Source organism: Rhodococcus quanlei, from assembly GCF_055231015.1.
Genome location: NZ_JBUYWD010000010.1, coordinates 313468 through 333387, shown reverse-complemented (window position 1 = coordinate 333387; position 19920 = coordinate 313468). Strand labels below are relative to the sequence as shown.

Annotated in this window: 20 protein-coding genes; 15 read left to right on the top strand and 5 right to left on the bottom strand. The window is 65.5% G+C overall.

Features of this window, described 5'->3' with window-relative positions:
- Together ACZI8Q_RS09010 and ACZI8Q_RS09005 are read left to right on the top strand one after the other, a co-directional pair.
- Nucleotides 1–730, top strand: a 730-nt coding sequence (locus ACZI8Q_RS09010; protein WP_463373154.1) for a hypothetical protein, incomplete at its 5' end; no start/stop codon positions are given.
- A 781-nt stretch (nucleotides 731–1511) separates the two neighbouring features.
- On the top strand, nucleotides 1512–2228 hold the full coding sequence (locus tag ACZI8Q_RS09005; RefSeq protein ID WP_463373153.1) for a hypothetical protein: 717 nt from the start codon (nucleotides 1512–1514) through the stop codon (nucleotides 2226–2228).
- A 64-nt stretch (nucleotides 2229–2292) separates the two neighbouring features.
- Here ACZI8Q_RS09005 and ACZI8Q_RS09000 read toward each other — a convergent pair whose 3' ends face one another.
- The 3 genes from ACZI8Q_RS09000 to ACZI8Q_RS08990 are packed head-to-tail and all read right to left on the bottom strand — an operon-like array spanning nucleotide 2293 to nucleotide 5881.
- On the bottom strand, nucleotides 2293–3537 hold the full coding sequence (locus ACZI8Q_RS09000) for a glycosyltransferase family 4 protein (protein WP_463373152.1): 1245 nt from the start codon (nucleotides 3535–3537) through the stop codon (nucleotides 2293–2295).
- The gene (locus tag ACZI8Q_RS08995; protein ID WP_463373182.1) at nucleotides 3534–5081 is read right to left on the bottom strand and encodes a 1,4-alpha-glucan branching protein domain-containing protein; all 1548 of its coding nucleotides are present in this window, start codon (nucleotides 5079–5081) and stop codon (nucleotides 3534–3536) included. Before ACZI8Q_RS08995 ends, ACZI8Q_RS09000 begins: the two co-directional genes overlap by 4 nt.
- Before the next feature lie 20 nt (nucleotides 5082–5101).
- Nucleotides 5102–5881 carry a class I SAM-dependent methyltransferase gene (locus tag ACZI8Q_RS08990; RefSeq protein WP_463373151.1) on the bottom strand — a complete coding sequence of 260 codons (780 nt, stop codon included), beginning with the start codon at nucleotides 5879–5881 and terminating at the stop codon, nucleotides 5102–5104.
- 239 nt (nucleotides 5882–6120) lie between these two features.
- On the opposite strand from ACZI8Q_RS08990, the gene ACZI8Q_RS08985 reads away from it, so the two are divergent.
- The 8 genes from ACZI8Q_RS08985 (at nucleotide 6121) to ACZI8Q_RS08950 (ending at nucleotide 13486) form a co-directional block, all read left to right on the top strand.
- Nucleotides 6121–6921: an electron transfer flavoprotein subunit beta/FixA family protein gene (locus ACZI8Q_RS08985; protein ID WP_463373150.1), complete on the top strand. Its 801-nt coding sequence runs from the start codon at nucleotides 6121–6123 to the stop codon at nucleotides 6919–6921.
- A gap of 47 nt (nucleotides 6922–6968) precedes the next feature.
- A complete protein-coding gene (locus tag ACZI8Q_RS08980; protein ID WP_463373149.1) occupies nucleotides 6969–7925 on the top strand; it encodes an electron transfer flavoprotein subunit alpha/FixB family protein in 957 nt (318 codons plus the stop codon).
- 151 nt (nucleotides 7926–8076) lie between these two features.
- Nucleotides 8077–8910 carry a GNAT family N-acetyltransferase gene (locus tag ACZI8Q_RS08975; RefSeq protein WP_463373148.1) on the top strand — a complete coding sequence of 278 codons (834 nt, stop codon included), beginning with the start codon at nucleotides 8077–8079 and terminating at the stop codon, nucleotides 8908–8910.
- Nucleotides 8907–9776: a lysophospholipid acyltransferase family protein gene (locus ACZI8Q_RS08970; protein ID WP_463373147.1), complete on the top strand. Its 870-nt coding sequence runs from the start codon at nucleotides 8907–8909 to the stop codon at nucleotides 9774–9776. The genes ACZI8Q_RS08975 and ACZI8Q_RS08970 overlap by 4 nt, the downstream gene beginning before the upstream one ends.
- A gap of 17 nt (nucleotides 9777–9793) precedes the next feature.
- Nucleotides 9794–11014, top strand: coding sequence for a cysteine desulfurase family protein (locus tag ACZI8Q_RS08965; protein WP_463373146.1), 1221 nt, complete (start codon nucleotides 9794–9796; stop codon nucleotides 11012–11014).
- Nucleotides 11014–12108 (top strand): tRNA 2-thiouridine(34) synthase MnmA, encoded by a 1095-nt coding sequence (gene mnmA, locus ACZI8Q_RS08960; protein ID WP_463373145.1) that lies wholly within the window; start codon nucleotides 11014–11016, stop codon nucleotides 12106–12108. Before ACZI8Q_RS08965 ends, mnmA begins: the two co-directional genes overlap by 1 nt.
- Nucleotides 12105–13133, top strand: coding sequence for a methionine synthase (locus ACZI8Q_RS08955; protein WP_463373144.1), 1029 nt, complete (start codon nucleotides 12105–12107; stop codon nucleotides 13131–13133). Before mnmA ends, ACZI8Q_RS08955 begins: the two co-directional genes overlap by 4 nt.
- A gap of 17 nt (nucleotides 13134–13150) precedes the next feature.
- Nucleotides 13151–13486, top strand: a complete 336-nt coding sequence (locus tag ACZI8Q_RS08950) for a hypothetical protein (protein WP_463373143.1) — start codon at nucleotides 13151–13153, stop codon at nucleotides 13484–13486.
- A gap of 4 nt (nucleotides 13487–13490) precedes the next feature.
- Here ACZI8Q_RS08950 and ACZI8Q_RS08945 read toward each other — a convergent pair whose 3' ends face one another.
- Complete coding sequence (locus ACZI8Q_RS08945) at nucleotides 13491–14408, bottom strand: NADP-dependent oxidoreductase (protein WP_463373142.1); 918 nt, start codon at nucleotides 14406–14408, stop codon at nucleotides 13491–13493.
- Between the two features lie 124 nt (nucleotides 14409–14532).
- On the opposite strand from ACZI8Q_RS08945, the gene ACZI8Q_RS08940 reads away from it, so the two are divergent.
- The 5 genes from ACZI8Q_RS08940 to ACZI8Q_RS08920 all read left to right on the top strand — a co-directional run bounded on the left by ACZI8Q_RS08940 (nucleotide 14533) and on the right by ACZI8Q_RS08920 (nucleotide 19163).
- On the top strand, nucleotides 14533–14985 hold the full coding sequence (locus tag ACZI8Q_RS08940) for a winged helix-turn-helix transcriptional regulator (protein ID WP_463373141.1): 453 nt from the start codon (nucleotides 14533–14535) through the stop codon (nucleotides 14983–14985).
- Nucleotides 14986–15089: 104 nt separating this feature from the next.
- A complete protein-coding gene (locus ACZI8Q_RS08935; protein WP_463373140.1) occupies nucleotides 15090–15752 on the top strand; it encodes a hypothetical protein in 663 nt (220 codons plus the stop codon).
- A gap of 104 nt (nucleotides 15753–15856) precedes the next feature.
- The gene (locus ACZI8Q_RS08930; protein ID WP_463373139.1) at nucleotides 15857–16522 is read left to right on the top strand and encodes a GNAT family N-acetyltransferase; all 666 of its coding nucleotides are present in this window, start codon (nucleotides 15857–15859) and stop codon (nucleotides 16520–16522) included.
- 9 nt (nucleotides 16523–16531) lie between these two features.
- Entirely contained in the window at nucleotides 16532–18619 is a 2088-nt protein-coding gene (ligA, locus tag ACZI8Q_RS08925; RefSeq protein ID WP_463373138.1) for an NAD-dependent DNA ligase LigA, read from the top strand.
- Nucleotides 18620–18674: 55 nt separating this feature from the next.
- A complete protein-coding gene (locus ACZI8Q_RS08920; protein ID WP_463373137.1) occupies nucleotides 18675–19163 on the top strand; it encodes a GNAT family N-acetyltransferase in 489 nt (162 codons plus the stop codon).
- A gap of 5 nt (nucleotides 19164–19168) precedes the next feature.
- Here ACZI8Q_RS08920 and ACZI8Q_RS08915 read toward each other — a convergent pair whose 3' ends face one another.
- The gene (locus ACZI8Q_RS08915; RefSeq protein WP_463373136.1) at nucleotides 19169–19819 is read right to left on the bottom strand and encodes an ACT domain-containing protein; all 651 of its coding nucleotides are present in this window, start codon (nucleotides 19817–19819) and stop codon (nucleotides 19169–19171) included.
- Nucleotides 19820–19920: the final 101 nt, after the last annotated feature.

Here is a 19920-nt window from a genome sequence, read left to right as displayed (position 1 = left end):
GGAGCATGACCGGATGCGGGCATCGATGAAATATGTTGGAGCCGTTCTTGTCACACTCTCGGTCGCAACCGGGTGCGGTAACAACGCCGACCAACCGGAGTCGGCGTCGACTGTGGAGGTGACGACACCGGCCCCGGCTCCCGGCGACGCACTGAAGGTCGGGTTTCAGTGGGTAGCGTTTCGCACAACGGATCTCGATTCCCCGGTCGTTCAGGCCACCCGTGCGGCAGCGGAGTCGCGGTGGTTCACACCCGAGGTGGCACGCGATATCTACAGCGGCGCACAACCTTTACCGCAGCAGCAGCCCAGCGGCGGAACCGGAACAGTGGCGTTTCGGGTTGTCGACGTCTCCGACGCCGACACCAACGGATACACGGTGAGTGTCTGCACCGATAGTTCGGAACTGTTCACCCGCCACCCGGACGGTCAATGGCATCCGGCAGGCCTCGCTCCTCAACTCGACGTGTATCTGGTCGACCCTCCCACCGATGCGCAGAACGATCCGCTCACATCAGCACCCGAACTCGCCCAGGACGGAACGGACCCATCCGCCGTCCGCTACCGCTACCCGAGTTGGGACGTGTTCAACGACTACACCGTGACATTGTCCAAACAGCAGGGTGATGATTCGCAGTGTTCGGCAACACAATCTGACGCCCCCTCCACACCCCAGACCGCACCACCGGCACCTGGCAACTGGTACCCCGGTTGGCTACAGCCCGAGAAGTAATCCTCGATACAGGTTTACGACGAACGTGACGGTGAAATGAAAGCGCAACGACTTCTCGGATTGATCCTGTGTGTGGGTCTCGTTGGTTGCGGAGGGCCGGCGACAGTGCAGCAGTCTGTCGGCGAACCGAAGTCACCGGGGACGCTGTCCGAGCGGTCGCAGGCATTGAACTTTCGGTGGTCGGCTACCGTTCCGGTGGATTGGGATTCACCAGCGATGCAGGTGGTCCGCGCATTCGCCGAGGCGCTCCAGATACCCGAGAGCACCGGCGAGCTGCTGTATCCGGGGGTTGACGAGGCATACCTGTCCCAAACAGGAGGAGACTTCTCGCCAGTCCGCGTAGGGCTACGCGGAACGGTACATTTCACTGTTCAGCACGCCGAGAAGTTCGTGCACGAAGGGAAACCGGCGGTGCGGGTGAACGTGTGTGACGACGGGTCTATGGCGGCAGAATATGACGACGGTTGGAGAGTATCCACGTGGCCACCAGTCACCCTGTGGTACATCGTCACATTCCCAGAATGGGGGGCTGCCAATCCCTTGCGGTCGGCGCATGCGGCAGACGGTTCGCACACACGAGAACGCTACCCAACCTGGGATGTTTTCAACGGTTACCACGTGGAGCTTCCTGGAAGATCAGGTGTTGGGGTCTCTGCGGAGGAGAAAGACGCGTTGAACGCGCAATGCGAGGCGGTAGACGTTACACCGGATGCGCCGGCGAATGAGATGCCGCCGGGAACCTGGTACCCGGGTTGGCTTCGACCGGAAGGAGCATGACCGGATGCGGGCATCGATGAAATATGTTGGAGCCGTTCTTGTCACACTCTCGGTCGCAACCGGGTGCGGTAACAACGCCGACCAACCGGAGTCGGCGTCGACTGTGGAGGTGACGACACCGGCCCCGGCTCCCGGCGACGCACTGAAGGTCGGGTTTCAGTGGGTAGCGTTTCGCACAACGGATCTCGATTCCCCGGTCGTTCAGGCCACCCGTGCGGCAGCGGAGTCGCGGTGGTTCACACCCGAGGTGGCACGCGATATCTACAGCGGCGCACAACCTTTACCGCAGCAGCAGCCCAGCGGCGGAACCGGAACAGTGGCGTTTCGGGTTGTCGACGTCTCCGACGCCGACACCAACGGATACACGGTGAGTGTCTGCACCGATAGTTCGGAACTGTTCACCCGCCACCCGGACGGTCAATGGCATCCGGCAGGCCTCGCTCCTCAACTCGACGTGTATCTGGTCGACCCTCCCACCGATGCGCAGAACGATCCGCTCACATCAGCACCCGAACTCGCCCAGGACGGAACGGACCCATCCGCCGTCCGATACCGCTACCCGAGTTGGGACGTGTTCAACGACTACACCGTGACATTGTCCAAACAGCAGGGTGATGATTCGCAGTGTTCGGCAACACAACCCGACGCACCTTCTGCACCCCAGCCCACACCACCGGCACCGGGCAACTGGTACCCCGGTTGGCTACCGCCCGGGAATTAGGGTTTTTAACAAGCGACTCGGGGCGGATACCGGCCGAGCTGCAGTTTCCGGGAAGGAACTACATCTACCGATCGGGTAGCGGGCGCTCGGGAATCTGCGGACGCGCCAGCGGATGGCGGACACGGCGTTTCGCGGCCGCATAGACGTTCGCGGTGTCGTCGGCGACCTTGTGCCAGTCGAAGTCGGACGTCAATCGTGCCCGAGCTGCTTCTGCGCGAACGGTGGCTGCGGCCGGATCGTCGAGAACTTCCCGCACCGCAGACGTCAGCCCCGCGACGTCGCCCGGGGCGAACGACACACCGGTGACGCCGTCGACCACGGCCTCGCCCAGACCGCCTGCCGTGGACGCCACCAGCGGCGCACCCGCTGCCGCGGATTCGAGGGCGATGATGCCGAACGGTTCGTAGCGGCTCGGGAGAACGATGGCGTCGGTGCCGTGCAGCCAGCCGAGAAGTTCGATGTGGTCCAGGTTTCCCAGGAAGGTCACCGAGCGCGCGACGCGGTGTGTGCGAGCGAGTTCCGACAGCCACTCGAACTGGGTGCCCTCGCCGGCGATGGCGAGTGTCGTTCCCGGGTGGCTGCGTCTGATGCGGGGGAGCGCCGCGATCGCGTCCTGGACGCCTTTCTCGTATTCGAGGCGGCCGACGTAGAGCAGTCGCGGCGGCCCGGACCTGGGTGCGCGTTCGCGGTAACTCCACGTGGTGAGGTCGATTCCGTTCCGGATCACAGTCACCGGCGGCAAACTCGGCCCGTAGAGTGCGGTGACCTCGTCCTTCATCGACGCGGAGCATGTGATGAGGCTGTCCGACTCGTTGGCCAGCCACCACTCGACCGAGTGCACCTGGCGGTTGATCCGACCGGATACCCAGCCGCTGTGCCGGCCGGCTTCGGTCGCATGCAGGGTGGAGACGAGGGGCACGTCGTAGAACTCGGCGAGAGCGATCGCCGGATGCGCCACGAGCCAATCGTGCGCGTGCACGACGTCGGGCTGCCATCCTTCGCCCAGTCCGGGTTTGCGCAGGGCGGTACCGGCACGGACCATGGCGTGCCCCATCGCCAGCGTCCACGCCAGCATGTCCTCGCCGAAGACGAAGTGTGCCGGATCTTCGGCGACGGCAACCACGAGGACACCGTCCTCGAAGTGGCTGATCGTGGGGTGGGTGGTCGCGTCGGTTCCGGAGGGTCTGCGCGAGAGGACGACCACCTCGTTCCCCGCAGCAGCCAATTCGGTCGCGAGATGGTGGACGTGACGCCCCAGCCCTCCCACGACCACCGGCGGGTACTCCCAGGACACGATGAGGATTTTCATGGCGTGCTCTCTGTGCGGTCGGTCGGATTCGGGCTGTCCGGTCCAGGTAGGCGTCGGGCGTCGAGGCCGGGAAAGAGCCCGTCGGCATTGTTCCAGCCTGCGGCAAGGTGCGCCGCACGGGTGTCCTTGCCCTCGGCGACCGCGGCGGCGATCTCGCGAAGGGCGTGCGCGTGCTTGTGTGCTCGTTCGCGCGCATACCCGGCGGCGGAATCCTTGCTGACCATGAACGCCCAGTCGCTCGAGACGGTCATCAGGGCTTCGCGCACCATTTGGTCCGATACCCGGTTGCGCAGCGCGGGCCTGCCCGGAGCCGAGTCGCCGCTGGACTTGTCGATCGTCTCGAGGGCGGTCGCGACCACCTCGGAGTTGAGCTGCACGAGGTCGGATACCTGATCGCCGGCCCACACCCGCCAGTCCTTGCCCGAGCCCCAGGACGAATCCTCGAGCCCGACGGGTTCACCGACGAAGCCCTGCGCTTTCGCGTCCCCGAGTGTGCCGACGCGGATTCCGGCTTCCGGGAGTGCGCGTAAGACCTTCTCGAGCCATTCCGGACCCTCGTGCCACCAATGCCCGAACAGTTCGGTGTCGAATGCGGCCACGACCAGTGCGTCGCGGCCGATGCGGTCGGATTCTTCGCGCAGTCGCGTGCGGACGGAGTCCACGAAGTCGGCGACGTGCCGGTCGACGGCAGCAGAGGCGAGCTGCGGGTCGTACGGAGCCTTGTTCGCGGAGTCGACCGTGCGACCCGTCACTCGGGCAGGTTTGAGACCGGTCTCGTGGTCGTAGGTATGGAAGTCGCGGTACGCACCGTGACCTGGGTAGCCGGATTTGGGGGACCAGACGCGGTAGCTCACCTGGAGGTCGCGTCCGAAGGCGACCACATCGGATTCGCGGACCGGGCGACCGAGGGAGGTGTCTCCGCGCAGCGCGGGACCGTCCACCATGAAGTGGCTCACACCCGCAGCCTGATAACCGACCTCCATGCCGGGGGTGTACCCACATTCGGGTCCCCAGATGCCGGTCGGGGTGTGCCGCCACCGCGCCTGCGCGTCGGCGAGGCCTTCTGCCAGGGAAAACGCGCGAAGGCGTGGGTCGAGCAACGGCTGGAACGGGTGGGCGAGCGGACCGCCCAGCAATTCGATCGCCTGCGAATCGATCAGCTCGCGCACCACCGGGGACCCGCCGTGCCGCCACCGGGTCTCGAAATCTTCCAGGGCAGCGGCTGCCGCGCGGTGCTCGCGGGCGCCGAGCGCGCGGTGCGCCGCGTCCGGCATCCCGGCCGCCTCGTGTGCCCTGATCTGCCAGTTTCCCAGCCAGTGGTGCATTCCGGACAGGGAATGGGGGTCGTCCAACTGTGCGGCGAGGACCGGCGTGATCCCGAGGGTGAGGAGATTGGATCGCCCCTCGTCGGAGAGTCGGCGCAGGACGGCGGTCAGCGGAAGGTACGACGCAGCCCAGGACTGGTACAGCCATTCCTCGCCGACCGGCCACCTGCCGTGGTTCGCGAGCCACGGCAGATGAGAGTGCAGGACCAGGCAGAACATGCCCGGTTCGGTGTTCTTCGTCACGTAACCGGGACCTTCACTGCGATGGCCACGAGGTCCAGGCTGCCGTCGATGTCCGGTTCCTGGAGAGTGAAGTCGGCGGCGGTGATGCCTTCGACATCGTTGGTGAGGTCTTCGGGCCACGGCTCACCGGCCAGGGCACGGTCGATCTGCGCGTCGATGAACGACCCGCCGTGCTTGGCGTCGAGAGTACGAAGACGCTCGCCGTGGTGGACCCCGGTCATGACCGAGACGGTGAAACCGGCCTCGACGAGGAGTTCCGTCAGCTCCGCAGCATTCAGTTCGCGGGTATGGAAGGGGTTGAGCGGGGTGTCGCGACCGGGGGAGAAGGTGATCCGGTTGGGCGTGCTCACCAGCAGTTCACCACCGGGCTTCAGGACCCGGAAGCATTCGCGCAGAAACTGGGCCTGATCCCACAGGTGCTCGATCACCTGGAAATTGACCACCACGTCGACGGAGGCGTCTTCGAGTGGGAGCTCCGCGAGGTTGCCGTGGACCATCTCGACCCGCGGGTAACGGGTCCGCACGTGCTCGACGGCCGACAGGTCGTAATCGAGTCCGGTCACCTCGGTGGCGACGTCGGCGATCATGTTGGCTCCGTAGCCTTCTCCGGAGCCGGCTTCGAGGACGGTCTTGTCCGCGCACCGGTCGAGCAGGTCCAGGTAGACGACTTCGTGTCGCCTGAACCAGTAGTTCTCCTCGGGGATTCCAGGCACGGTGCGTTCCCCGGTGAGGGGCAGTGGTGCGTCGTCTCGGTCGCCGACAATTGATTCGCTCACGGGTGCGAGGCTAGTGCCCCCTTGGTTCGGGCTGTTCGTCGTGGTCCGGATCACAGTGGTGAATCTCGCTTTCGCCGCTATGGTGAACGAGGCTCGCACCCAAGTTACTCGCGGGTAACTTGACGTGAGGTAATCTAACGCTCAGTCGACGTGCGCCGAACTACACAGACGAGAGTTCGGCCTGCGCGCAGTAGCTCACGACAACCAGGTAAAAACACACAGGAGGTCGACGAAGACCCATGACGAACATCGTTGTTTTGATCAAGCAGGTCCCCGACACGTGGTCCGAGCGCAAGCTCACCGACGGTGATTTCACCCTCGACCGTGAAGCTGCCGACGCAGTGCTCGACGAGATCAACGAGCGCGCCGTCGAAGAAGCACTCCTCATCAAGGAAGCTCAGGGTGGCGAGGTCACCCTCCTCGCAGCCGGTCCCGACCGCGCGACCGACGCGATCCGCAAGGCGCTGTCGATGGGTGCCGACAAGGCCGTTCACATCAACGACCCGGCCCTCCACGGCTCCGACGGTGTCCAGACCGCATGGACGCTCGCCGCGGCTCTCGGCCAGATCACTTTCGAGAACGGTGAAGCTGCCGACCTGATCATCGCCGGCAACGAGGCCACCGACGGCCGCGTCGGTGCAGTTCCCGCCATCATCGCCGAGTACCTGGGCATCCCGCAGCTCACGCAGCTGCGCAAGCTGTCGGTCGCCGACGGCACCGTCACCGGCGAGCGCGAGACCGACGAGGGCGTCTTCGGTCTCGAAGCCGGCCTTCCCGCCATCGTCTCGGTCAACGAGAAGATCAACGAGCCCCGCTTCCCCTCCTTCAAGGGCATCATGGCCGCGAAGAAGAAGGAAGTTCTCGTCTACACGCTCGCCGACCTCGGCGTCGACCCGGAGACCGTCGGTGTTGCCAATGCAGCCACCACGGTCACCGCCTCCACCCCCAAGCCCCCCCGTACCGCTGGTGAGCGCATCACCGACGAGGGCGAAGGCGGCAGCCAGATCGCCGCTTACCTCGTGGCTCAGAAGATCATCTGATCGCGCCCCTCTAGACAACCAGCAGACATTCACAGGGAGAGTTAGTCATGGCAGAAGTACTTGTGCTCGTCGAGCACGCAGAGGGTGCACTCAAGAAGATCAGCACCGAACTCATCACCGCCGCACGCGCGCTGGGTGAGCCGTCCGCCGTCGTCACGGGCCCCGCCGGCACCGCCGACAAGCTCGCGGATGCACTCACCGCGGCCGGCGCCGAGAAGGTCTACGTCGCCGAGTCGGACGACATCGACGGCTTCCTCGTCACCCCCAAGGTCGACGTCCTCGCCGGACTCGTCGAGTCCGCATCGCCGGCAGCAGTGCTCACCGCCGCCAGCATCGAGGGCAAGGAGGTGTCCGGCCGTCTCGCTGCGCGCATCGGTTCCGGCCTGCTCGTGGACGTCGTCGACGTCAAGAGCGACGGCAGCGTCGTCCACTCCATCTTCGGTGGCGCCTTCACCGTCGATGCCAAGGCCAACGGTGACGTCCCGGTCATCTCGGTCCGCCCGGGTGCCATCGAGGCGCAGCCGCAGGCCGGAGCCGGCGAGAAGGTTGCCGTCGAGGTTCCCGCCCAGGAAGACGGCGCCGTGAAGATCACCTCGCGTGAGCCGATCGTCGGTGGCGACCGTCCCGAGCTCACCGAGGCGACCGTCGTCGTTTCCGGTGGCCGTGGTGTCGGCAGCGCCGACAAGTTCTCCGTCGTCGAGGAGCTCGCCGACTCGCTCGGTGCCGCTGTCGGTGCCTCGCGTGCCGCCGTGGACTCGGGTTACTACCCGGGCCAGTTCCAGGTCGGTCAGACCGGTAAGACGGTCTCCCCGCAGCTGTACATCGCCCTCGGTATCTCCGGCGCCATCCAGCACCGTGCAGGTATGCAGACCTCGAAGACCATCGTCGCGGTGAACAAGGACGAAGAGGCCCCGATCTTCGAGATCGCGGACTACGGCATCGTCGGCGACCTGTTCAACGTTGCTCCGCAGCTCACCGAGGCTGTCAAGGCTCACAAGGGCTGATCACCGCTCGTAGCGGACATCTGCTCGTTGCGCCCCCGTCTCCCAGTGGGAGACGGGGGCGCAGTCCGTTTCAGGGAGCGTTCATCCGTCCTGCATCGACATGACACCTCAGGGTTGCCGCAGGTCTGCAGTGGCTCGGTAAACCTGCGCCATGACAACTTCGTCAGTTCTGCGCTCGCCACGCGACGCCACCGATTCCGTTGTTTCCGCGCCCAGGTATTCCCTGGTCGTCTCGTCCGACCGTGAGCACCGAGTCGCCGCTCAGCGGCTCCGTTACCGGGTTTTCGCGTCCGAGCCCGGGTTCTCGATTCCGGACGCTCCCGATGGCCTCGATGCCGATCGGTTCGATGACTTTTGTGACCACCTGCTCGTGCGTCACGACGTGACCGGCGAGTTCGTCGGCTGCTACCGGATGCTTCCGCCCGATGGGGCAGTGGCCGCGGGCGGCTACTACACGGCCACAGAATTCGACATCTCCGCACTGGCACCCGCCGACAATCGCGTCGTCGAAATGGGCCGCGCGTGTGTCGAACGCGACCATCGTTCGGGTTCCGTGCTCAGTCTGATGTGGGCAGGGATCTTGCACTACCTCGAACTGACCGGCCACGAATCGGTCATGGGGTGTGTGTCGGTGCCGATGCAGGAGACCCCGGACGAACCCGCTGGGGCGAATGTCCGCGGCGTGCGTGACATGATCCTGCGCAGACACGGCAACGAGCCCGGCCGTCGAGTCGTGCCCTACTCGCCGGTGGTCGTCGATGGCAAGAGCCTGGACGATCTCGTCCCGCCCGTGCGGCCGCTCATCCCGCCGCTCCTGCGGGGATATCTGCGAATGAACGCGAAGATCTGTGGCGAACCCGCACACGACCCCGACTTCGGTGTTGCCGACTTCGTCGCGATTCTGCACCGCCGCGATGCCAATCAGCGGTATCTCGACAGGTTGCAGTCGGCATCCGCCAACCTCGAGTCGGTAAGTGCCCGATGAGCACCGGACAGCACTCGTGGATGCCGACGAGCCCGTGCGGCGACGGCTGCTTGCCGGCAGACCAGGGCCGGGTGTCGCGCGCGACAGTGATCGGTCGCTGGATCCTGGTGTTCGCTGCGTTGGCGACCGCTCCCGTGTTGAGCGCGGGATGGTTGCTTCCCCGCAGGCTTCGGTCCGGTCTGCAACGCAGGTACTCCCGCATGCTTCTTCGCTGTATGGGGATGCGGTTGCGAATCTCCGACGAGCGAGGTGTGCGTCGACCGGAGGGCGGCGTCATGATCGTCGCAGGCCACGTCTCCTGGTGCGATGTTCTGGTGTTGAGTGCGATAGCCCCCGCGAGCTTCGTTGCCCGCGCAGACCTGTTGGATTGGCGGGTTCTCGGGTCGTTGGCTCGGCGGATGCGCGTCATCCCCATCGAGCGCCAGAACCTTCGAGCACTCCCCGCGACGATCGGAGTTGCCGCCGACCGGCTGCGGGCGGGTGAGCGGGTCGTCGTCTTTCCCGAGGGCACCACGTGGTGTGGCCGCGCCTACGGCGGATTCCGTCCTGCCATGTTCGAGGCGGCGATCGACGCCGAGTGCCCGGTGCAACCGGTTTCGGTTCGCTACGCCGAGGAAGACGGCAGTCTCACCACCAGGCCGTGCTTCGTCGGGGAGGAAACGATCGGGCAGTCGATTCGCCGCATCATCGGGCAGGAGAACGTCACCGCTGCGGTCCGATTGGCGCCGATCGAGTATCCGGGGCAGTCACGTCACGACCTCGCCGCCCGCGCCGAACGTGCAGTACGCGGCGCTGAACGCATCGACCTGGCAGCCCACGACATCCTCGACCCCGCTATCGAGGCGCAGGAGAGGCTGGTCGCCTAGGTTATCCTGGTCAGGTCATGACCTCTGCTCGCACCTTTGTTCCTCCTGTCTACCTGGATCACGCCGCCACCACGCCACTGGTGTCGGCGGCCGTCCGGGCCATGACCGACATCTTCACCACAGTGGGCAATGCATCGTCGCTGCACGGTTCCGGTCGCGCCGCCCGGAGACGGGTCGAGGAGTCACGCGAATCCATCGCCGCTAATCTGGGTGCCCGTCCCTCCGAGGTGATCTTCACCTCGGGTGGGACCGAAAGCGACAACCTTGCCGTCAAGGGGATCTACTGGGCCCGGCGCGATGCCGATCCGAAGCGCACCCGCATCATCGCGAGCGCGGTGGAGCACCACGCCGTGATCGATGCCCTCGAATGGCTCGAGCAGCACGAAGGCGCCCAGATCAGCTGGCTGCCGGTGGACGAGGTCGGCCGCGTGGATCCGCTCACCCTGCGACGCGAGCTCGAGCTCCACGGCGAGGAAGCCGCGCTCGTGACCATCATGTGGGCGAACAACGAGATCGGCACCGTGATGCCGATCGCCGAACTTGCCGCAGTGGCGTCGGAGTTCGAGATCCCCATGCACAGTGACGCCATTCAGGCGGTGGCCCACCTGCCGGTCGACTTCGCCGCGAGTGGGCTTTCCGCCATGAGTGTCGCCGCCCACAAGTTCGGCGGTCCGCAGGGCGTGGGGGCGCTCCTGCTGGGGCGCACGGTGCCGTGCGTTCCGTTGCTGCATGGCGGCGGGCACGAACGTGACCTGCGATCGGGAACCGCGGACACTGCGGGCGTGGTGGGGATGGCTGCGGCGCTGCGGGCGGCCACCCAGGACCTCGCAAACGGTACGGCGGAACTGGCGTCGCTTCGCGATCATCTCGTCTCGGAAGTGCTACGCGTCGCACCCGAGGCGATTCTGAACGGACCGAAGGGCGACCACCGGCTGGCCGGCAACGCGCATTTCACCTTCCCCGGATGTGAAGGCGATTCCCTGTTGATGCTGCTCGACGCGGCCGGAATCGAATGCTCCACCGGATCCGCATGTACTGCGGGAGTGGCGAGCGCGAGCCACGTGCTCCTCGCCATCGGCACCGACCCGGCCACCGCACGCGGGTCGTTGCGGTTCTCGCTGGGACACACTTCGACAATCGACGACGTGGCCGCGCTGGTAGCGGCGCTGCCACAGGTAGTAGAGCGCGCCCGCGCCGCCGGCCTGGCCGGCGCCGGATCGCGCGGAGGAGGCAACTGATGCGCATTCTGGCAGCCATGAGTGGCGGGGTGGATTCGGCGGTTGCCGCCGCCCGTGCCGTCGATGCGGGACACGACGTGGTCGGAGTCCATCTTGCGTTGTCCACCGCACCGGGTGCACTGCGCACCGGTTCACGGGGGTGTTGTTCCAAGGAGGACGCCGGCGACGCGAGACGCGCGGCCGATGTGCTCGGAATTCCCTTCTATGTATGGGATTTCGCGGAGCGCTTCAAGGAAGACGTGATCGACGATTTCGTCGCGTCCTATGCCGCCGGTGAAACCCCCAACCCGTGCCTGCGCTGCAACGAGAAGATCAAGTTCTCGGCGCTGGCGGATCGTGCTGCGGCACTCGGCTTCGATGCGGTGGCGACCGGGCACTACGCCCGTCTCGAGGACGGGGTGCTGCGTCGGGCTGTCGACGACGACAAGGATCAGTCCTACGTTCTGGGCGTGCTCACCTCCGAGCAACTCTCGCGCGCAATGTTCCCGGTGGGAGACAGCCCCAAGGACCGGATTCGCGAGGAGGCTGCGGAGCGCGGCCTCGCGGTCGCGGACAAGCCGGACAGCCACGACATCTGCTTCATCCCGTCCGGTGACACCCGTGCGTTCCTCGGGGCACGTATCGGTGTGCGTCCCGGCAGCGTCGTCGACACCGACTCGGGCGAGGTGCTTGCCGAACACGAGGGTGTGCACGGATTCACGATCGGGCAGCGCAAGGGGCTCGGCGTGCAAGGGCCTGCTGCAGACGGTCGCCCGCGGTACGTGACGGCCATCGAACCCGAAACCGGCACGGTGCGTGTCGGGTCGGCGGCCAATCTCGAGGTGTGGTCAATTTCTGCCGAGCGTGCGGTGTGGACATCGGGTCAGACGCCCGATGGTCCTGTCGAGTGCACGGTGCAGGTGCGGGCGCACGGCGGGCTTGCGCAGGCAATTGCCGAGGCGGTCGACGGCGGCATCGAGATCACGCTGCGCGCACCTCTCACCGGTGTGGCCAAGGGTCAGGCCGTCGTGCTGTACCGCCCCGACGCTCAGGGCGACATCGTGCTCGGTAGCGGCACCATCGCCGGTACCGGCGGAGCGCCGAACCCACTGTGACACCCCACGCTCGTTCCGTCAGTCTGGCCGGCGCGGTCACCGGTGTGGGCTCGTGGCCGGGAACGAATCCGCTCGAATCCGCCCGAGTGATTCTCGGCGAACTGGGGGAGTTGCCGCACCTCGTCGAACTACCCGACCGTGGGCTCGGCGCGGATATGATCGGTCGTGCCGCGGCACTGCTCGTCGACATTCCCCTCGACGCATCCACCACCGGCTACCGAATCACACGCTCGCGCGGCTCGGTCACCAAGCGTGCCACCGACCTGATGATTCAGGATCTCGACGCTCTCGAAGAGGCCTGGGAGGTCGCTGGTTTCAGCGGCGACCAGGTGCTGAAAGTGCAGTCCGTCGGACCGCTGACCCTCGCCGCCCAGGTGGAGTTCGCCACCGGCAAGCGCATCCTCACCGATCGCGGCGCGGTCCGCGACTTCGCAGAATCGTTGGGCGAAGGCGTTTCCCGGCATGCTGTCGAGGTGACGCGACGGACCGGAGCGCAGGTGGTCGTTCAGTTCGACGAACCCTCGTTGCCCGCGGTGCTGGCAGGAACCCTGAAAGGCCGGACTCGCCTCGAAACGGTGCCCGCCGTTCCCGAACCCGAAGCGCTCGCGTTCCTCGACAGCGCCATCGACGCGACCGGGCATCGCGTCCTGGTTCACTGCTGTGCGGCCGATATTCCGGCGGACCTGCTGCGCCGAAGTTCCGCTTTCGCCATCGGTTTCGATGCCTCGCAGTTGACGTCGTCCGGTCTGGACGGCATCGGCGAACTGATCGATTCCGGAAAGGAATTGGTCCTAGGGCTCGTTCCGACGCTCCCACCGGAAACTGTGCCCGGTTGGCGCGAGTTGGCGCAGCCGGCCGTGACGTTGATCGACCGACTCGGGTTCCCACGCACCACCCTGCGAACTCAGGTGGCGGTCACTCCCACGTGTGGTCTGGCCGGGGCGAGTGAGCAGTGGAGTCGCGACGCGCTGAAGCTGACCCGTGAGGTCGGTGCCGCACTCACCGAGGATCCCGAATCACTCTGAGCTACCGAGGAGGCGTCGTGCACTGGGCTGTCGGTCTGGCCGTTCTCGTGGTGGTGCTCTTTGTTGTGGATCGGATTGCGTTGTGGGCCGAACGCAAGGGCTGGATCTACTGGCGCAAGCGCAGCGCGAACTACGGCGGCGGTGTTTCCGGTGCATTCGGCGAGATGCAGACCTTGCTCTCGCCGTCGTACCGGCACACCGCCGAAGAGGTGGAGGCCAAGAAATCGCTGCGGGTCGATCTTGCCACCTGCGACAAGCCCGGAATTGCAGTCGATCTCGACGACAACGTCGTGCAGATCCTGGCGCCGGAGAGCGGTACCGGCCACCGAGGTTCCGGCGACCGGTGCCAGTAATCGCTCAGGGGATGAGCACATAACGCCCGCGCACCCCGCCCTTGGCTACGGCCTTGTGCGCATCGGCGACCTGGTCCAGCGGCATCACCGTATGTATCCGTGCGGGAAGCTCACCTGACGCGGTGCGGGCCAGGAGTTCGGCCAGTCGGTTGCCGTCCGGGTGGGCCATCACCGCTTCCGCTCGGATTCCGCGTTCGGTGGCAGGTCCGGCATTCGGTCGGACACCCACATAGGTGCCGCCGTCGCGCACGAGGGTGATGGCCTGCTGCCCCAGTGTCGCGGTATCGACGACCGCATCCCAACCCGATTCGGTGCGCGTGACGAAGCCCGCACCGAGGGTGGTGACGAACTCCTGGTCCTCGGCGCGTGCGAGACCCGTCACCTGCCAGCCGCGGCCTTGTGCGAGTGAGATGACATAGGCCCCGACAGCGCCGGCCGCTCCGGTAACCAGCAGACGGTTTGCATTCGCAGGCGCATCGCCGAGCAGGTCGACGATCTGGGAGGCGGTCTGCGCGTTGAGCGGCACCGTCGACGCTGCGGCCAGATCCAGCTCGTCCGGAACCACCGCGAGATCGGTTGCGGGGACGACGAGTTGCTCGGCGTAGGTTCCGAAGTCTCGGTCGAAGCCGCCCACCATGCCTGCCACCCGTGTTCCGGCCGCAACGTGCACGCCCTCGCCCGTGTCGATCACCGTCCCGGCGAAGTCCCAGCCCAGACCGGTGTGTTCCGGCTGATGGACGGCGCCCATTTCATGGAAGAGGCCGTTCGCGATCGCCAGGTCGACGGGGTTGACGGTCGCTGCGACGATCTGGACCCGTACCTGGCCGGGCCCCGGCGAGGAGGCGGGGATGTCGATGATCTCGATCGAGTCGGGGCCGCTCGGAGTGCGGACCACTGCGGCACGGAAAGTGGAGTTCGTCATGAGTTAACGCTCCTAGGGGATTGTGTTCGACATGCTGACTACTTCACTATGGATAGGTAACTCTCCATTCGGAAGTACGTACTTCGAGGTGCGTAGGTCACCAGGCGGTAGGAAGGTGCGACAGATGCCCACGATGACGGCCGCACAGAAGCGCGCACATGCGAAGGCCGAATACGACGCATTCCTGGCGGAATGCCCGAGTCGCAAATTGCTCGATCGCATCTCCGACAAGTGGGTGGCGCTCATCCTCGCCGCGCTCGGCAGCGACGGTCCCACGCATCCGGGGCATGACAGCTCCGGCGGGCCGCGAGTGATGCGCTACTCCGAACTGTCACGCCGATTGGCAGGGGTCAGTCAGAAGATGCTCACCCAGACTCTGCGCTCACTCGAGCGTGACGGTTTGCTCGTTCGCACCGTGACGCCGACCGTGCCGGTCACGGTCACCTATGAACTGACCGACCTCGGACTCTCGCTCCACGAGGTGATCCGCGGTATCAAGATATGGGCCGAGGCGAATATGGGTGCGGTGCTCGCGAATCGTGAGGAATACGACACCCGCGTAACGCACGAGAGCTAACCCGTCATTACAGCGCCCCATGAGTGTGGCCACAAAACTTGGTTCGGGTTGAGGGATTCAATAGGTTCGAATGTCTAAAGAATCAAAACTCGAGTGGGGGAATAATGACTCATCGTCGTACTGTCGGTAAGCATCGTCGGGTCTCGCCGAACGTCGGCAAGGTTGCTGCTCTGGGGGCCGTCCCCGTATCGATCGCCGTGGCATTCGCCGCCACCGGAACTGCCAGCGCGGCTCCGGCGAAACATACTGTTGCCCAATCAGAATCGGTCGCTCTGACGCCGAACGTGGCAGCTGCGGTACCCGTTTCCGAGATTGTGGCTCCGGTCGTGTCGGTCGACGGTCCGTTGCCCGGGCCGGATATGAACAACGTCACCAACGGTGCGATCAACGGTGCGCTGGTCGGCGGCGCCGTGGGCGGTGCGCTGGGCGGCATCGGCGGCGGCGCCACTGGTGCAGTGGTAGGCGCAGGGACGGGGCTGGTTGCGGGCTCCGTAGCGGTGGCAGCTGTCACCGGCGGAATCGCGGGGTTCGGGTGCGCGACCACTGCATGTGTGATCAGTGTTCCGTTGATAGTCGGGGGCATTGTCGCCGAGACGGCGGTGGCTCTTCCCGCTATGGCTGCCGGTGGAGCAATCGGTGCAGCAACAGGCGGAGCGCTTGGTGCCGCTGCGCTCGGGATCCCGGCCGCCGGCGTCGGTGCGGCGATCGGTGCTGGCGCGGCCGCCGCCGGCGTTCCCATGCCGCCGCCGCCGATTCCGGCCATGTAACAGATCTGGGAAGTGCGGGGCTCCTTCGGATGCTGGTGGTCGTCGATCGCCGGTACCGGAGGAGGTCCGCGCAATTCGGTTGTGCCCGAAAGTATTGTGAGGGAATGACCGTGAATATCCCCAGGTTCGAGCCGGTAACCGATGCGCGCCCCAACGATCAGCCGTGGCCCAACATGGTGTGGCCGGTACCTGCCGGAACGGAACTGAAGGGTTCCACAGTCACGGTCACGCCCCTCGATCCGTCACGCGACGCAGAAGAACTGTTCCATGCGCTGGACCGTGACGAGGTGTGGGCGCATGTGCCCGGGCGGCCGAGTAGCCCGACGCACTTCGAGGAGATTCTGTCACCGCGAGTCGCCAGTGTGAACTGGGCGCCGTGGGTGGTACGCACTGGCGAGGGGGCAGTAGGCATGAGCTCCTATCTCGATGTCAATACGTATGACGCGCGCCTCGAGATCGGCTACACGCTGTATTCCCCGCAGGTATGGGGTGGCGTGGTGAACCCCGAAACCAAACTGCTTCTCCTCGGCTATGCCTTCGACACCTTGCGGGTTGGCCGGGTGCAGCTCAAGACCGATACCCGCAACACCCGTTCCCAACAGGCCATCGCACGGCTGGGCGCGACATACGAGGGCACGTTGCGGCGACACTTCCGCCGAGACGACGGCAGCGTCCGTGACACCGTCATGTTCTCGGTCATCGCGGAGGACTGGCCGACGGTGCGTGACGGCCTGCGAGAACGCGTCGAACTCGTCGGTGCCAACAGATAATCTCTAACCGTGAGTGAATCGACCGACGCCCCCGCGCCCGCACCGAATGATGTCCGGGAACGATGGAACGAGCTGGCCGAGGATGTGCGTCAGCACCAGTTCCGTTACTACGTGCGCGATGCCCCGGTGATCTCCGACGGCGAATTCGACACGTTGTTGGGTGAACTCGATTCACTCGAAGAGCAGTACCCAGACCTGCGCACACCCGATTCGCCGACGCAGCTGGTGGGAGGCGGATTCGCGACGGAGTTCACTTCTGTCGACCACCTGGAGCGGATGCTCAGCCTCGACAACGTCTTCGACGAATGCGAACTACGGACGTGGATTTCCCGCGTCGAGCAAGAGACCGGGCCCGATCTTCACTATCTGTGCGAGGTGAAGATCGACGGCGTCGCACTCAATCTCGTCTACGAGAACGGCACGCTGGTCCGCGGGGCCACGCGAGGCGACGGTCGAACCGGCGAAGATGTCACGCTCAATGCCCGCACGATCGACGAGATCCCACAGAAGCTCACCGGCACGGACGAGTACCCGGTTCCGGCGTTGCTCGAGGTGCGCGGTGAGGTGTTCTTCCGGTTGGAGGATTTCGCGAACCTCAATGCCTCGCTCGTCGCCGAGGGGAAGGCCCCGTTCGCGAATCCGCGTAACTCGGCGGCGGGTTCGCTCCGTCAGAAGAATCCGGCGGTCACGGCGCGCCGGCGGCTGGGCATGATCTGTCACGGCTTGGGCCGGATCGAAGGATTCGAGCCGAAGTCGCAGTACGACGCCTACACGGCACTGGCGGCATGGGGTCTGCCCGTGTCGTCGCACACCTCGCGGGTGGTGGGCGCGGATGCGGTTGTCGAGAAGATGCAGTACTGGGGCGAGCACCGGCACGACGTGGAACACGAAATCGACGGCCTGGTGGTGAAGGTCGACGAGATGTCGTTGCATCGGCGGTTGGGTTCCACGTCGCGGGCACCGCGGTGGGCGATCGCGTTCAAATATCCGCCGGAGGAGGCGACCACCAAGCTTCTCGACATCCGGGTCAGTGTCGGCCGGACCGGCCGCGTCACACCGTTCGCCTACATGGAACCTGTCACGGTCGCGGGGTCCACCGTCTCGCTCGCGACGCTGCACAACGGATCAGAAGTGCAGCGCAAGGGCGTACTGATCGGGGACACCGTGGTGCTCCGCAAGGCGGGCGACGTGATTCCGGAGGTCCTCGGCCCGGTGGTCGATGTGCGCACGGGCGACGAGCGATCCTTCGAGATGCCGAGCCATTGCCCCGAATGCGGCACGCTCCTCGCGCCTGCCAAGGAGGGCGACGCCGACATCCGGTGCCCCAACCAGCAGCATTGCCCCGCGCAATTGCGTGAGCGGGTGTTCCATGTGGCCGGAAGAGGGGCCTTCGACATCGAGGTCCTGGGATACGAAGCCGCGACAGCACTTCTGGGGTCGCACGTGATCGAAGACGAAGGGGATCTGTTCTCCCTCACGGAGGAATCGCTTCTCGAGACATCGATTTTCCGGACCAAGGCAGGCAATCTGTCCGCCAACGGACGTCGACTGCTCGACAACCTGGACTCGGCGAAGGACAAGCCGCTGTGGCGAGTCCTCGTGGCACTGTCCATTCGGCACGTCGGTCCCACGGCGGCGCGCGCGCTGGCGAGTGAATTCGGCTCCCTGGAACGCATTCGGTCGGCGTCACTCAAGGAATTGGCAGAAGTCGACGGAGTCGGTGCGACGATCGCCACCGCAGTTGTCGAGTGGTTCTCGATCGACTGGCACCGGGCGATCGTGGACAAATGGGCTGCCGCCGGGGTTCGGATGGAAGACGAGCGCGACGAATCGATTCCGCGGAACCTCGAAGGCTTGTCGATCGTGGTGACGGGTTCGCTCGAAACCTTCTCCCGTGACCAGGCCAAAGAAGCCATTCTCGTTCGGGGTGGAAAGGCAGCGGGCTCGGTGTCGAAGAAGACGGCTTTCGTGGTGGTCGGTGAGGCGCCCGGATCGAAACACGACAAAGCGGTCGAACTGGGAGTTCCCGTACTGAACGAAGAGGGATTCCGCATTCTGCTGGCGCAGGGGCCCGAGGCTGCCGCCGCAACGGTGTGATTGTTACCTCACGTCACGTTTTGGCTGGTGTGAGTTCAGCTGTCATCATTCCTGCATGATCGAGATTCGTGATGCGACGGCCGACGAGCACGAGGCCGTGGCAGACCTGACGCTGATCGCCTATGTAGGTGGCGGATTCGTAGACACCGACGACCCGTACACCGAGGTGCTCAAGGACACGTCCGCTCGCGCCGACGATGCGCGGGTCGTCGTTGCCGTGCAGGATGGCGCTGTCGTTGGATCGGTGACCATCGCGGAGCCGGGTTCGCGTTACGCAGATGTCGCGGAGCCGGGTGAACTGGAATTCCGAATGCTTGCCGTGTCGACGGATACGCGCAGGCAGGGGGTGGGGTCTGCGCTGGTTCGGCACGTGTACGACGTGGCCTACGAACGTGGTGATCAGGCGGTGGTGATGTCGACGCATCCCGACATGGAAGATGCGCGTCGCGTATACGACCGCAACGGCTTCGTCCCTGCCCCTGGGCGGAACTGGGAGCCGGTGCCGGGAACCGAACTGACCGTGCTGGTTCGCGAGATCGCCTGACGCAGCTATCCGAGAACCGTTGCGATGATGCCGGCAAGGTAGCCGAGGCGAGCTACCTCGGAAGGTCGGAACTCGGGGCCACCTGGTCGCCCGAGCATGAGTACTCGGTCGGAGTCTCCCAATGGGGCGGCGGCCAACGCGGTGTCCATGTCGCGCCATACCTGCGGTACCCAGGATGCCTGCCCGTCGAGTGCGGTCGCAGCGCGAAGGGGAAGCCAGGGGAGTTCGGTGGCGTGTGTTTCCGGGGCTCCCGAACTGCCGACGAGCCGGTGTACGCCGTGCGATCTCTGTTCGATCACGGTCGCCCAGCCGACCCGCAGGACTCGCGGCGCTCCGTCGACCAGGACCTGCATGCGATCATCGGACGCAGTCGCGACGTGGTCGATGAGCTCGAGTTCGCGGTGAGTGTCGAGCAAGCCCGTATACGGGCGGATCGAGTCGACGCCCACGTCGACGAGGGCCTCCGCCGCGGTGATGAGGGTGTCGGGAAGTGCGCCGGGTTCGACATCCACCACGAGGTCGTCGATGGCGAATCCGGCTTCTCTCTCGACGACATCGAGGGAGAGGATGTCGGCACCGACCGAGCCGAGGGCTACGGCGAGGGCACCGAGACTGCCGGGCCGGTCGGGAAGCCGGACGCGGAGTAGGTATGACACGTGCATCCCTTTCGCATGGCCTGTAACGCTTGACGGCGACGTCGACCATCCTTGCACTTTCTCCGTCGTGGATGGCTGTGGCCCAGCCTGCACGGCCAAGC

Bases quoted from the DNA above. Each gene is read 5' to 3' on its own strand.
- ACZI8Q_RS09005 (WP_463373153.1), top strand. From the start codon at position 1,512: ATGCGGGCATCGATGAAATATGTTGGAGCCGTTCTTGTCACACTCTCG.
- ACZI8Q_RS09000 (WP_463373152.1), bottom strand. From the start codon at position 3,537: ATGAAAATCCTCATCGTGTCCTGGGAGTACCCGCCGGTGGTCGTGGGA.
- ACZI8Q_RS08995 (WP_463373182.1), bottom strand. From the start codon at position 5,081: ATGTTCTGCCTGGTCCTGCACTCTCATCTGCCGTGGCTCGCGAACCAC.
- ACZI8Q_RS08985 (WP_463373150.1), top strand. From the start codon at position 6,121: ATGACGAACATCGTTGTTTTGATCAAGCAGGTCCCCGACACGTGGTCC.
- ACZI8Q_RS08980 (WP_463373149.1), top strand. From the start codon at position 6,969: ATGGCAGAAGTACTTGTGCTCGTCGAGCACGCAGAGGGTGCACTCAAG.
- ACZI8Q_RS08975 (WP_463373148.1), top strand. From the start codon at position 8,077: ATGACAACTTCGTCAGTTCTGCGCTCGCCACGCGACGCCACCGATTCC.
- ACZI8Q_RS08970 (WP_463373147.1), top strand. From the start codon at position 8,907: ATGAGCACCGGACAGCACTCGTGGATGCCGACGAGCCCGTGCGGCGAC.
- ACZI8Q_RS08965 (WP_463373146.1), top strand. From the start codon at position 9,794: ATGACCTCTGCTCGCACCTTTGTTCCTCCTGTCTACCTGGATCACGCC.
- mnmA (WP_463373145.1), top strand. From the start codon at position 11,014: ATGCGCATTCTGGCAGCCATGAGTGGCGGGGTGGATTCGGCGGTTGCC.
- ACZI8Q_RS08945 (WP_463373142.1), bottom strand. From the start codon at position 14,408: ATGACGAACTCCACTTTCCGTGCCGCAGTGGTCCGCACTCCGAGCGGC.
- ACZI8Q_RS08940 (WP_463373141.1), top strand. From the start codon at position 14,533: ATGCCCACGATGACGGCCGCACAGAAGCGCGCACATGCGAAGGCCGAA.
- ACZI8Q_RS08935 (WP_463373140.1), top strand. From the start codon at position 15,090: ATGACTCATCGTCGTACTGTCGGTAAGCATCGTCGGGTCTCGCCGAAC.
- ACZI8Q_RS08930 (WP_463373139.1), top strand. From the start codon at position 15,857: ATGACCGTGAATATCCCCAGGTTCGAGCCGGTAACCGATGCGCGCCCC.
- ACZI8Q_RS08920 (WP_463373137.1), top strand. From the start codon at position 18,675: ATGATCGAGATTCGTGATGCGACGGCCGACGAGCACGAGGCCGTGGCA.